At 68.3% G+C, this 12,868-nt stretch carries 12 protein-coding genes; 5 read left to right on the forward strand and 7 right to left on the reverse strand.

Annotation, left to right across the window (positions count from 1 at the left end; genetic code table 11):
• Positions 1-39: 39 nt before the first annotated feature.
• Positions 40-1,971: an ATP-binding cassette domain-containing protein gene (locus ABY44_RS12465; RefSeq protein WP_042974800.1), complete on the forward strand. Its 1,932-nt coding sequence runs from the start codon at positions 40-42 to the stop codon at positions 1,969-1,971.
• Positions 1,972-2,173: 202 nt separating this feature from the next.
• On the opposite strand, the gene ABY44_RS12470 is transcribed toward ABY44_RS12465, so the two are convergent.
• The 3 genes from ABY44_RS12470 to alr all read right to left on the reverse strand — a co-directional run bounded on the left by ABY44_RS12470 (position 2,174) and on the right by alr (position 5,045).
• Positions 2,174-2,440 (reverse strand): DUF2866 domain-containing protein, encoded by a 267-nt coding sequence (locus ABY44_RS12470; protein WP_021159088.1) that lies wholly within the window; start codon positions 2,438-2,440, stop codon positions 2,174-2,176.
• Between the two features lie 146 nt (positions 2,441-2,586).
• Positions 2,587-3,963, reverse strand: a complete 1,377-nt coding sequence (gene radA, locus ABY44_RS12475) for a DNA repair protein RadA (protein ID WP_027787075.1) — start codon at positions 3,961-3,963, stop codon at positions 2,587-2,589.
• Positions 3,964-3,974: 11 nt separating this feature from the next.
• Positions 3,975-5,045 carry an alanine racemase gene (alr, locus tag ABY44_RS12480; RefSeq protein ID WP_021159086.1) on the reverse strand — a complete coding sequence of 357 codons (1,071 nt, stop codon included), beginning with the start codon at positions 5,043-5,045 and terminating at the stop codon, positions 3,975-3,977.
• Positions 5,046-5,263: 218 nt separating this feature from the next.
• Here alr and lplT point away from each other — a divergent pair, with 218 nt between their 5' ends.
• Together lplT and thiD are read left to right on the forward strand one after the other, a co-directional pair.
• Positions 5,264-6,571 carry a lysophospholipid transporter LplT gene (lplT, locus tag ABY44_RS12485; RefSeq protein ID WP_027787074.1) on the forward strand — a complete coding sequence of 436 codons (1,308 nt, stop codon included), beginning with the start codon at positions 5,264-5,266 and terminating at the stop codon, positions 6,569-6,571.
• A 58-nt stretch (positions 6,572-6,629) separates the two neighbouring features.
• Positions 6,630-7,439, forward strand: a complete 810-nt coding sequence (thiD, locus tag ABY44_RS12490; RefSeq protein ID WP_060084332.1) for a bifunctional hydroxymethylpyrimidine kinase/phosphomethylpyrimidine kinase — start codon at positions 6,630-6,632, stop codon at positions 7,437-7,439.
• A gap of 18 nt (positions 7,440-7,457) precedes the next feature.
• Here the strand turns inward: thiD and ABY44_RS12495 are convergent, their stop codons facing one another.
• From ABY44_RS12495 to tsaB, 4 genes are read right to left on the reverse strand one after another with little or no spacing between them, the layout of a single operon-like run.
• Positions 7,458-8,423, reverse strand: a complete 966-nt coding sequence (locus ABY44_RS12495) for a DUF1853 family protein (RefSeq protein ID WP_060170440.1) — start codon at positions 8,421-8,423, stop codon at positions 7,458-7,460.
• Positions 8,420-9,457, reverse strand: coding sequence for a uracil-DNA glycosylase (locus ABY44_RS12500; protein ID WP_060170442.1), 1,038 nt, complete (start codon positions 9,455-9,457; stop codon positions 8,420-8,422). Before ABY44_RS12500 ends, ABY44_RS12495 begins: the two co-directional genes overlap by 4 nt.
• Positions 9,444-9,944, reverse strand: coding sequence for a ribosomal protein S18-alanine N-acetyltransferase (gene rimI / locus ABY44_RS12505; protein ID WP_060170445.1), 501 nt, complete (start codon positions 9,942-9,944; stop codon positions 9,444-9,446). Before rimI ends, ABY44_RS12500 begins: the two co-directional genes overlap by 14 nt.
• Positions 9,941-10,708 carry a tRNA (adenosine(37)-N6)-threonylcarbamoyltransferase complex dimerization subunit type 1 TsaB gene (tsaB, locus tag ABY44_RS12510; protein WP_060170446.1) on the reverse strand — a complete coding sequence of 256 codons (768 nt, stop codon included), beginning with the start codon at positions 10,706-10,708 and terminating at the stop codon, positions 9,941-9,943. Before tsaB ends, rimI begins: the two co-directional genes overlap by 4 nt.
• 147 nt (positions 10,709-10,855) lie before the next feature.
• Between tsaB and ABY44_RS12515 the strand changes: the two genes are divergently transcribed.
• Together ABY44_RS12515 and ABY44_RS12520 are read left to right on the forward strand one after the other, a co-directional pair.
• Positions 10,856-11,125, forward strand: a complete 270-nt coding sequence (locus ABY44_RS12515; protein WP_011352486.1) for an acyl-CoA-binding protein — start codon at positions 10,856-10,858, stop codon at positions 11,123-11,125.
• 370 nt (positions 11,126-11,495) lie between these two features.
• Positions 11,496-12,868 (forward strand): DEAD/DEAH box helicase (locus tag ABY44_RS12520; protein ID WP_431641255.1); only part of this gene is annotated, 1,373 nt, incomplete at its 3' end.

Here is a 12,868-nt window from a genome sequence, read left to right on the forward strand (position 1 = left end):
CGCAGTCTAGAATAGCGGTTTTGGCCAGTCATTTCCGCCGTGATCCGTTTCAATCAGTTCAGCCTTGCGCGCGGCACCAAGCCGCTGTTCGAGTCGACCTCCTTCGTACTCAATCCCGGCGAGAAAGCCGGCCTGATCGGCGCGAACGGCGCCGGCAAGTCGACGCTGTTCTCGGTCCTGCGCGGCGAGCTGCACTCCGACGGCGGCGATTTCTCGATGCCGCCGTCGTGGCGGATCGCCCACGTGTCGCAGGAAACGCCCGCCGTCGACCGCTCGGCGCTCGACTACACGCTCGACGGCGACGCCGCGCTGCGCGAGATCGAGGCGCGCATCGCCGCCGCGTCCGCCGCGCATGACGGCGCCGCCGAAGCCGACGCGCACGCGGCGTTCGCCGACGCCGACGGCTACACCGCGCCGGCCCGTGCCGAGGCGCTGCTGCTCGGTCTCGGCTTCACGCTCGCGCAGACGCGCGAATCCGTCGCCAGCTTCTCCGGCGGCTGGCGCATGCGCCTGAATCTCGCGCAGGCGCTGATGTGCCGCTCCGACCTGCTGCTGCTCGACGAACCGACGAACCACCTCGACCTCGACGCGATCGTCTGGCTCGAAGACTGGCTGCACCGCTACCCCGGCACGCTCGTCGTGATTTCGCACGACCGCGAATTCCTCGATTCGATCTGCAATGTCACGCTGCACCTGGAAAACCGCCAGGTGAAGCGCTACGGCGGCAACTACTCGCAGTTCGAAGTGCTGCGCGCGCAGCAACTGGCGCTGCAGCAAAGCGCCTACGAAAAGCAGCAGAAGACGATCGAGCACCTGCAGAGCTTCGTCGACCGCTTCAAGGCCAAGGCGACCAAGGCCAAGCAGGCGCAGAGCCGGATGAAGGCGCTCGAGAAGATGGAGCTGATCGCGCCCGCGCACATCGCGTCGCCGTTCACGTTCGAATTCCGCACACCCGATGCGGCGCCGAACCCGATGATGGTGATGGAAGACGTCCGCTGCGGCTACCACGCCGACGGCGGAGCGGAGATCCCGATCGTCGAGCGCGTCGCGCTGTCGATCCAGAACGGTCAGCGCATCGGCCTGCTCGGCGCGAACGGCCAGGGCAAGTCGACGCTGATCAAGACGCTGGCCGGCACGCTCGCGCCGCTGTCGGGGCACGTCCGCGACGGCAAGGGGCTGACGATCGGCTATTTCGCGCAGCACCAGCTCGAAACGCTGCGTGAGGACGATTCGCCGCTGGCGCATCTGGCGCGGCTCGCGCCCGACACGCGCGAGCAGGAACTGCGCGACTTCCTCGGCGGCTTCAACTTTTCGGGCGACATGGCCACCAGTCCGGTCGGGCCGTTTTCCGGCGGCGAAAAGGCACGCCTCGCGCTCGCGCTGATCATCTGGCAGAAACCGAACCTGCTGCTGCTCGACGAACCGACCAACCACCTCGACCTCGAAACGCGCCATGCGCTGACGATGGCGCTCGCGCAGTTCGAGGGCACGCTGATCCTCGTCTCGCACGACCGCCACCTGCTGCGCGCGACGACCGACCAGTTCATGCTGGTCGCGAAGCACCGGCTGCAGCCGTTCGACGGCGACCTCGACGACTACCGCGACTGGCTGCTGCAGCACGCGGCCGAGCAGCGCGCCGCCGCGAAGGCGGACAGCGCGGCTTCGTCGGGCGCGGGTGCCGCGGCCAACCGCAAGGACCAGAAGCGTCAGGCCGCCGAGGAACGGCAGCGCCTGTCTGTGCTGAAGAAGCCGCTGCAGACGCGTATCACGAAGCTCGAAAAGGAAATGGAGACGCTGCACGCGGAGAAGGCACGCCTCGACGCATTCGTCGCCGATCCGGCGAGCTACGAAGCCGAGCGCAAGACGGAGCTGACCGATGCGATCCGCAAGCTCGGGGACGTCAACACGCGTCTCGAGACGGTCGAGGCCGACTGGCTTGCCGCGCAGGAAGAGCTCGAGCAGATCGGCTGACCGCTGTCGCGGCACAACCGGCCGGTACGCCAGCCCGGCGTGCCGGCTGCCTCGGCACCGCAGCACCTTGATATCTCGACACCTCTACAGGCCCATCCGTCCTTCTTCGGGCCCGGATACGACAAGGCCGGGCGCACAGTCCCGGCCTGTTCATTCACTACCGTCGTCACCCGGTTCGCCGGCCATCCGCCAGGCTGCCGGCTCAGCGGCGCGGCAGCGTATCGCGCGGCATCTGCTCGTCGTCGCCCATCAGGTACCGGCGCCCTTCGGTCGGCCGCCGGATCGCGGCAGCGACTTCCGCTTCCGTCACGTCCTCGGACACGACCTTGCGCGCGAGGCGCCCCTCTTCGTCGATCCACTCGACGATCCGGCATCCACCGCCCCAGGGTTGGCGAATCGGCTCCGACACGCGGCAGCCGCGCAGGTTGTAAAGGCGTCCGCCCGGCGCTTCCCCATAGGATTTCAACATAGGTTCCCTTCGCATTGCGCGGTTCGACAATCCGGCAAAGGATAGGGAAAAGCGATGTCCGGCGGGTTACAGAAGCCTACATATTCTTTACAACGAATTACGCGCCAGATCGCCGGCGGGCCCGGCCCGCGTGCCCGTGCAGCCGGTCACTCGAGATCGCGCACGCGGTCGATCGCCTGCTCGAGCCGATCGACGGCCATCACGTTCAGCCCTTCGATCGGCTGCTTCGGCGCGTTCGCCTTCGGGATCAACGCGGACGTGAAACCGAGCTTCGCGGCCTCGCGCAGCCGCTCCTGCCCGCGCGGCGACGGCCGGATCTCGCCCGCCAGCCCCACTTCGCCGAACACGATCAGCCCCTTCGGCAGCGCCTTGTTGCGCATCGACGAATGGATCGCGAGCAGCACCGCGAGGTCGGCGGCCGGCTCGGTGATCTTCACGCCGCCCACCGCATTGAGGAACACGTCCTGGTCGAAGCACGCGATGCCCGCATGACGGTGCAGCACCGCGAGCAGCATCGCGAGCCGGTTCTGTTCGAGGCCGACCGCGAGCCGGCGCGGGTTCGGCACGTGCGCGGTGTCGACGAGCGCCTGGACTTCGACGAGCAGCGGGCGCGTGCCCTCCTGTGTAACGAGCACGCACGAGCCGGGCACGACCTGCTCGTGCTGCGACAGGAACAGTGCGGACGGATTCGCGACGCCGCGCAGCCCGCGCTCCGTCATCGCGAACACACCGAGTTCGTTGACCGCGCCGAAGCGGTTCTTGAACGCGCGCACGAGCCGGAACGACGAGTGCGTGTCGCCTTCGAAGTACAGGACCGTGTCGACGATGTGCTCGAGCACGCGCGGGCCGGCCAGATTGCCTTCCTTCGTCACGTGCCCGACCATGATGATCGCGGTGCCCGACTGCTTCGCGATGCGCGTGAGCTGCGCCGCGCATTCGCGCACCTGCGCGACGGAGCCGGGGGCCGACGTGAGCGCTTCCGAGTAGACGGTCTGGATCGAGTCGATCACGGCCACGTCCGGCCGCTCCGTGTCGATCGCGGCCTGGATCTTCTCGAGCTGGATCTCGGCGAGCAGCTTCAGTTCGTCTGCCGGCGCACCGCCGTCGAGCAGCGCAAGCCGTTGCGCGCGCAACGCGATCTGCGCAGCCGATTCCTCGCCGCTGATATAGAGCGCGCGCCGCTCGCTCGCGATGTCCGCGAGCGACTGCAGCAGCAGCGTCGATTTGCCGATACCCGGATCGCCGCCGATCAGTACGACGCCGCCCGGCACGAGCCCGCCGCCGAGCACGCGGTCGAATTCGCCGATGCCGGTGGAGAAGCGCGGCACGTCGGCTGCTTCGATGTCGACGAGACGCTGCACGGGCGCACGCTTCGCGAGCGACTGGAAACGATGGGCCGACGGCGTTTCAGGAACCGATTCGACGAGCGTATTCCAGGCCTGGCACGACGGGCATTGCCCTTGCCACTTCGGGGTCTGTCCACCGCACTCGCTGCAGACGTATACAGTTTTCTGTTTGGCCACGCGCGACGCCCTTATTCCGCGCGCACGGGCACGCGGCCGGCGACTGCACACATCAGCTCGTAACCGATCGTGCCGCAATGGCGGGCGACGTCGTCGATCGGCAATGCATTGCCCCACAGCTCGACCCGCGCGCCGACGCCGGCTTGCGGGCACGGGGTCAGGTCGACGGTAATCATGTCCATCGACACGCGACCGACGATCCGCGTGCGGATGCCGTCGACGATCACGGGCGTGCCTTCGGGCGCGACCCGCGGATAGCCGTCCGCATAACCGCATGCGACCACGCCGATCCGCATCGGCGCCTGCGCGGAAAACGTCGAGCCGTAGCCGATCGCCTGGCCCTTCGCGATCGTCTGCACCGCGATCAGTTCGGACGCGAGCGTCATCGCCGGCTTCAGCCCCGTGTCGGCGATGTCGGACGACAGCCCCGACGGCGACGCGCCGTACAGCACGATCCCCGGGCGCACCCAGTCGAAATGCGTGTCCGGATGCCACAGCACGGCGGCCGAGTTCGCGAGACTGCGCGCGCCGGCGATGTTTTCCGCGCCGCGCTCGAACGTCGCGAGCTGCTCGGCGACGCCGCGCTCGTTGTCCGCATCCGAAAAATGGGTCATCAACGTGATCTGGCCGATGCCAGGGCACGCACGGGCGCGCTCCCACGCGGCGCGGTATTTCTCCGGCAGGTAGCCGAGCCGGTTCATCCCGCTGTTCATCTTGAGCTGCACGTTGACGGGTTTCGACAGCCGCGCCGTTTCCAGCATCCGCATCTGCTCGTCGTTGTGGACGGTCGTCGTCAGGCTGTAGCGGTCGATCACGTCGATGTCGGTCGAGCGGAAGAACCCCTCCAGCAGCAGGATCGGGCCGGCCCAGCCGAGCTCGCGCAGCTTGACTGCCTCGTCGAGGTCGAGCAGGCCGAAGCCGTCGGTGCCGCGCAGGCCCGGAAACGCGCGGGCGAGACCGTGCCCGTACGCGTTCGCCTTGACGACCGCCCAGACCTTGGACGGGCCGGCAAAGCGGCGGACGACGGAGAGATTGTTCGCGAGAGCGGCGGTGTGGATGGTGGCGGAGATCGGGCGCGGCATGGGAAATTTACGTAAAGACGCTTGCGAATCATCAGCTTACCGCGCCTTTTGAGCACTGAAGCCGACAACTTGCGGAACGATCGGGGAATCTTGCTAGTCCGAATTGGCGTATTTTCATGTTATAAAGCCGTGCGCACAACCCATTTCGAACGGAATAAGCCGATCGCATACCAGGCGGCCTACGCGGCCCTGCCGCAGCGACGAAAGCATCGCATCAGATGAAAAAAGGTTTTTACACCATCATGGCCGCGCAGTTTTTCTCGTCGCTGGCCGACAATGCGCTCCTCATCGCCGCCATCGCCCTGCTGAAAGACCTTCACGCCCCCAACTGGATGACACCGCTGTTGAAGCTGTTCTTCGTGTTGTCCTATGTGGTGCTGGCGGCGTATGTCGGTGCGTTCGCGGATTCGCGCCCGAAGGGCCGCGTGATGTTCATCACCAACTCGATCAAGGTGGTCGGCTGCATGATCATGCTGTTCGGCGCCCACCCGCTGATCGCGTACGGGATCGTCGGCTTCGGCGCGGCAGCCTACTCGCCCGCGAAATACGGCATTCTCACCGAGCTGCTGCCGGCCGACCGGCTGGTCGCCGCCAACGGCTGGATCGAAGGCACGACCGTCAGCTCGATCATCCTCGGCACCGTGCTCGGCGGTGCGCTGATCAGCCCGCACATCGCGTCGCACGTGATCGCGCATACCCCCGCCTGGATCGGCACGCCCGCCGAAGCGGCGATGGCGATCATCATGGCGATCTACGTGGTCGCCGCGCTGTTCAACCTGCGCATTCCCGATACCGGCGCCCGCTACCCGAAGCAGGAACGCGGCCCGGTCAAGCTCCTCACCGATTTCGCCGACTGCTTCATGGTGCTGTGGCGCGACAAGCTCGGCCAGATCTCGCTGGCGGTCACGACGCTGTTCTGGGGTGCGGGTGCGACGCTGCAGTTCATCGTGCTGAAGTGGGCTGAAGTCTCGCTCGGCATGTCGCTGTCGGAAGGCGCGATCCTCCAGGCCGTGGTCGCGGTCGGCGTCGCGGCAGGCGCAATCGCCGCCGCGGCCCGGATCCCGTTGAAGAAGTCGCTGACCGTGCTGCCCGTCGGCATCGTCATGGGCATCGCGGTGATGCTGATGGCGTTCTACACGCGCGACCTGTTCCCGCCGCACTGGGCCGTGCATTTCGGCCACCTGCGCATGCCCGTGTACCTGATCATCGCGTACATCTTCCTGATGTGCGTGGGCGCGCTGTCCGGTTACTTCGTGGTTCCCATGAACGCGCTGCTGCAGCATCGCGGCCACGTGCTCCTGTCGGCCGGCCACTCGATCGCGGTGCAGAACTTCAACGAGAACCTGTCGGTGCTCGTGATGCTGTGCCTGTATGCGGTGCTCGTGTGGCTCGACGTGCCGGTCGGCGTCGTGATCGTCCTGTTCGGTACGTTCGTCTGCCTGACGATGTGGCTCGTGATGCGCCGCCACCAGGCGAACCAGCGCCAGTTCGACTCGGTCGCGCTGATCGGCGAATCGCGGCACTGACGCTACACTTCCCGTTCCCGTCCGCCGGTGCCGGTCTCCGAACCGGCGCATTGCCCCGATGACGCACCCGATACCCAACATCCTGACGATTGCCGGCTCCGATTCGGGCGGCGGCGCAGGCATCCAGGCCGACCTGAAGACGTTCTCCGCGCTGGGCGCCTACGGTGCCAGCGCGATCACCGCGTTGACCGCCCAGAACACCCGCGGCGTAACGGGCGTGCATGCGCCGGACGCGGCGTTCGTGACCGCACAGCTCGACGCGGTGTTCAGCGACATCCGCATCGATGCGGTCAAGATCGGGATGCTCGCGAATGCCGCGATCGTGCACGCGGTCGCCGACGCGCTGCGGCGTTATACGCCACGCTTCGTCGTACTCGACACGGTGATGATCTCGAAGAGCTCGCACGCGCTGCTGGCGCCCGACGCCGTCGACGCGTTGCGCGATGCGCTGCTGCCGCTCGCGACGGTCGTGACGCCGAACCTGCCCGAAGCGGCCGCGCTGCTGAACGACGTGCCCGCCACCACGGAAGACGACATGGTCCGGCAAGGCCGGGCCCTGCTACAGACGGGCGCGCGTGCCGTACTGATGAAAGGCGGCCACCTGCCGGACGCGTCCGCGAGCCCCGACTGGCTCGTCGAAGCGGCGCGCACCGTGCGGCTCGACGGTGCACGCGTACCGGTCAGCAACACGCACGGCACCGGCTGCACGCTGTCGTCGGCGATCGCCGCGCTGCTGCCGCAACAGCCCAACCTCGAAAGCGCGGTGCGCGAAGCCAAGACCTACCTGACCGGCGCGATCGCCGCGAGCGGCCACCTCGACGTCGGCCACGGCGTCGGCCCCGTCCATCACTTCCATCGCTGGTGGTAAGCGCCGGCTGACGCGGCGTCAGTGATCCTGCGCCGCGAACGCCTGCGCGCGCACCGGCCAGTCGTCCGGCACGACGAACCCGCGCGCCCGTTCGCGCCAGGTGTCGTCACCGCCCTTTTCATGAATGCCGATCAGCGCGGGCGCCTCGCGCGTCGTCAACACGGGCGGCAGTTCCAGAGCGGCCGCCAGCGGTTCCGGCTCGAATCCGGTATCGGCGGCGGCACGCCGCGGCGCCAGCCACGCCAGCCTCGGCAACACACTCCATGCGGCGCCGGCGGGCTGCGCGGCCGCCCACGCCGGCCACTGCGCGTGCGTCAGCCAGAATCCGCGCGGGTGATCCGGCGCGATTTCGGCGGACACCGGCGGCAACGGCTCGCCGTGCGGATAGAACAACCAGCCCTTGATGAACATCTGCGCGTCGGACGGCGCGCCGTAGCCGAGCCGCGCAAACCCGTCGTGTTCGCCGAGGCGCAACTGGTGATCGAGCAGCCGGCTGCGCTTGCGGTCGAACCGGTCGACGAGATTGGGGCCGACGAAGTCGGCAAGCGATGCACCGTCGCGTACCGGCGCGCACAAATAGCACTTCACCGCGAGTTCCCAATGCAGGCGCTGACCGCCCGGCGCGTCGACGAGAAAATCGACTTCGCCGAGCGTCTTGCCGTTGCTGCGGAGCGGGAGATTGGCCGCGACGAGCCGCAGCGACGGGCCGTGCGTCAGGAAATACTCGAGCAGGCATTCCGCGTAGCGGCCGAGCCGGGTGGGCCGGAACCCGTCGAGCGCACGATGCAGCGGCCCGGGCTGCGCATCGAGCGCGGCAAGCCATGCGTGGACGGCCGACTGCCCGGCCGCATCCGGCCACGGGCGCGCAAGCGGCGCTCCCGGTACCGCGGTGAGGAGGCTCGGGCTGGCAAGCAACCAGCCCAGATCGCGAACCGCGGCGTCATGCAGCGTATCGACGAATGCGCACGCCGCACCCGTCGTCATTGCCCGGCCGGCCCGTTCACGTCGGCGCCTTCCGCGCGCCGGAACGTGTCGCGTGCGAGGCACAGGTCGGCCCATGCCTTCGACTTGTCCTGCAGGCTGCGCAACAGGTATGCCGGGTGGTAGGTCACGATCACCGGCACGCCCTCGTATGCATGCACGCGGCCGCGCAGCGACGCGATGCTCGCATCCGTCTTCAGCAGGGTTTGCGCGGCGAAACGGCCGAGCGCGACGATCAGCTTCGGCTTCACCAGCGCGACCTGGCGCTGCAGATAAGGCTCGCAGCGCGCGACCTCGTCCGGCTCCGGGTTGCGGTTGCCGGGTGGCCGGCACTTGATCACGTTCGCGATGTACACGTTGTCGCCGCGCTGGAGCGACAGCGACTGCAGCATGTTGTCGAGCAGCTTGCCGGCCTGGCCGACGAACGGCTCGCCCTGCTTGTCCTCGTTCTCGCCCGGCGCTTCGCCGATCAGCATCCAGTCTGCTTCGCGGTCGCCGACCCCGAACACGGTGTTCGTTCGCTTCTCGCACAGCCGGCAGAGCGTGCAGTCGGCCACGCGCGCAGCCAGCGCGTCCCAGTCGAGTGTCGCAACCGGGGTTTCGGCGCGTCGCAATGGGGCCGCCGGCGCGGGATCGCCCGGCGGCGCCGCATCGAACCACGCAAAATCGTCGGCTCCGGCAGGCGGCGCATCGTCCATCGGCGGCATCGTGTCGGCCGATGCGACCGGCGCGGCGCGCGCGCGCACGCGATCGCCGTCGTCGACGCGGTGCGCCGGGGCGTCAGGCTCGCGAACCGGCGGAACATCGACGCTCCGCGCCACTGCCGGCGTCGCCTCGTCTTGCACCGGCATACGCGCGGTGCGCGCAGGTCGCTCGGTCGCAACGACGGCAGGTGCGGCGTTCTCCGCCCCCGTTTGCGCCGCGGCGGGCGCTTCGACTGCCGCGCCCGCGTCCGCGCCTTCATTCGCGCCCTGCCCGCGCCGCACCCAGATCTGCGCGAGGCCCATTTCCTCGAGCGCCGCTTCAGCCCATGCCATGCGCGTCCCCCTCATCCTTGTTCAGCGTCAGACGCATCACGATCGCGTCTTCCCGGCTGTGGTGCTTCGCCGGGTAGTAATTCTTGCGCCGACCGATCGTCACGAAGCCGAAGCGCTCGTACAGATGGATCGCGCGCGGATTGGACGGCCGCACCTCGAGCAGCACGCCGTCGAGCCGCTCCGCGCGCGAAATGCGCACAGCCTCGCGCAGCAGCGCAAGGCCCGCACCCGCGCGCTGCGCGGCCGGCGCGACGCACAGATTAAGCAGGTGCATCTCGTCGACCACGGGCATCAGCACGCAATAGCCGACGAGCGCACCCGTCACGTGCCGCAGGCACACGCCCAGGTAGCCGTTGCGCAACGAATCCTCGAAGTTGCCGCGGCTCCACGGGAACTCGTACGCGACGTGCTCGATCGCGACGACCTCATCGAGATCGGCATCCGTCATCGGCGCCAGGTAGCGGTCGCTCAGCAGTACGCCCGTCATCCCTTCGCTCCGCCTGCCTGAGCGGCGCGTGCCGCGACGCGCTCGGCGGTCGTCTGTGCCACCTTGTCGCGCACGTACTCCGGTGCGGCCTGGTCGGCCGGCACCGCACGGCCGGCGCGGAACGCGCGCAGCGCGGCATGGGCAACCGCCAGCGCGTGCGGCATCGCGTCGCCGTCGATCACGGCCGCGTGCGCCGCGGCCGGCAACTGCGCGCCGAACGCGGCGGCCGCGTTACCCGCGAGCGTGAACGGCGTATCGGGCACGCCGACCGCACCCGGCGCATCGAGGGATGCCGGATGCAGCGTGAGCCAGTCGCCGGCGCTTTCATCCCACGCGAAGTCCGCCCAGTAGGCTTCGTCCATCCGCGCATCCAGCGCGGCGAGGACGCGGGTCGTACCGGGGGCGCGCAGCCGCGCGTGCTCGGCGCACGCGAGCAGCGTGCCGATCGGCACGACCGGCAGCCCGCGCCCGAACGCGAGCCCCTGGGTGATGCCCGTCGCGGTGCGCAGGCCCGTGAACGAGCCGGGGCCCGCGCCGAACGCGATCGCGTCGCAATCGGCGAGCGTCAGCCCCGATTCGGCGAAGAGCGCCTGAATTGCCGGCAGCACGCGCGTGCTCGACACGGCGCCCGTCAGCTCGTGGCGGACCCAGGTTTGCGGGATGGAAACGGCGTCATCGGCCTGGGCCGAGCGCAGCAGCGCGACCGAGCAGTATTCGGTCGATGTATCGATGGCGAGGAGCACTGTTTGCGTCATGGGCGACATTGTAATGCGGCACCCCGCTCCCACGGGCGATCGGGCCCGATCCGTGCGCACGCGCACGCCCGGCGGCGGTTTGGAAGGATCGCTCGACCCCGCGCGGCGGTCCGCTTGTTAAGATCGCCCGACCTGAAACCCTTACGGAGACACCCGATGAGCGAACTCACCGCCCAATTCGACCAGGCCCAGATCGACGTCAAGCAACTGACGGAACGGCCGGGCAACCTGACCCTCCTGCGCCTGTACGCGCTCTTCAAGCAGGCGACCGACGGCGACGCCCATGGCGACAAGCCGGGCTTCACCGACATCGTCGGCAAATACAAGTACGACGCATGGGATGCGCTGAAGGGCACGTCGCAGGATGCGGCAAAGCAGCAGTACATCGAACTCGTCGAATCGCTGAAGAACGGCACGGCATCCTGACCGAATAGCCTTCGGCCGCCCCCGGTCGCAATAGGCAATCAAATCAGTGGCGCAGCGCAGCAAATCTCTTTATAATGCTGGCTGCGTCATCTCCGCGCTCGGCTCGCAAGCCGTTCCGGCCCGACGCCTCGTAGCGTTAAGCTCCAATCCGGTTTAGAACCTGTCCCCTCCTGCTTCGACCTTCGCGGTCGTCACTTATCAGGCTGGCGGCCCCGCTCCTGAAGCGCGCCGCACCCAAAACAGCTTCTAATGCCTCATCCGCCGACGGTTCGGCGGATTGCACCCGTTTCCCGATTTGCTCGCTGAATCCGACGACTTGGGTATGCGCGATTGGCGCCGACGTTTCACCCACTGTGTTTCAAGGATTGTTATGACTTCGAGCATCAACTCCAGCCCGCTCAACGCGATCGCCGACCAGGCGCTCGGTCTCGACGACGCCGCCGCACCGGCCGCGGTCGAACCGGCGTCGGACGAGCCGAGCTTCGCGTCGCTCGGGTTGTCGCCGGAGATCGTCTCCGCGCTGCAGGCCGCCGGCTATGTGAAGCCGACGCCGGTCCAGCAGCGCGCGATTCCGGCCGGCATCGCCGGCCGTGACCTGCTGGTCTCGAGCCCGACCGGTTCGGGCAAGACCGCTGCATTCATGCTGCCCGCGATCGAACGTTTCGCGCAGCTCCAGAAGGCACAGGCGCAGCAACCGCGCGCGCCGCGTGAACCGAACCAGGGCGACCGCCGTGCGCGCCGCCCGCAACCCGTCGCGCGCCCGGGCCTGCTCGTGCTGACGCCGACCCGCGAACTCGCGATGCAGGTCACCACCGCCGCGTCGACCTACGGCAAGCACCTGAAGCGCCTGCGCACGGTCAGCATCCTCGGCGGCGTCGCCTACGGCCAGCAGCTGATGCTGCTCGCGAAGAACCCCGAAATCCTGGTCGCCACGCCGGGCCGTCTGCTCGATCACCTCGAACGCGGCCGTATCGACCTGTCCGAGCTGAAGATGCTCGTGCTCGACGAAGCCGACCGCATGCTCGACATGGGCTTCATCGACGACATCGAAACGATCGTCGCCGCGACGCCCGCGACGCGCCAGACGATGCTGTTCTCGGCCACGCTCGACGGCAAGATCGGTTCGCTGACGAGCCGCCTGCTGAAGGATCCCGAGCGTATCGAGATCCAGCAGCGCCTCGAGTCGCGCGCGAACATCGCGCAGACCGTGCACTACGTGGACGACCGCGACCACAAGGATCGCCTGCTCGATCACCTGCTGCGCGACGACGCGCTCGACCAGGCGATCATCTTCACGGCGACCAAGATCGATGCCGACCAGCTCGCCGGCCGTCTCGCCGACGCAGGCTTCGAATCGGCCGCGCTGCACGGCGACCTGCCGCAGGGCGCGCGTAACCGCACGATCCGTGCGCTGCGCGAACGCCGTGTGCGCGTGCTGGTCGCGACCGACGTCGCGGCGCGCGGCATCGACATCCCGGGCATCACGCACGTGTTCAACTACGACCTGCCGAAGTTCGCGGAAGACTACGTGCACCGTATCGGCCGTACGGGCCGTGCGGGCCGTTCGGGCACCGCGGTGAGCCTCGTGCACCACGCCGAACAGGGCGCGCTCAAGCGCATCGAACGCTTCGTGCGCTCGCCGCTGCCGGTCAACGTGATCGAAGGTTTCGAGCCGCGCAAGGCCCCCCCGCGCAACGGCGGCACCGGCGGCCGCGGCCGTCCGGGCGGCGGTAACGGCGGCGG

This window comes from Burkholderia sp. ZZQ-2 (genome assembly GCF_050768715.1).
Lineage (GTDB): Bacteria > Pseudomonadota > Gammaproteobacteria > Burkholderiales > Burkholderiaceae > Burkholderia > Burkholderia cepacia.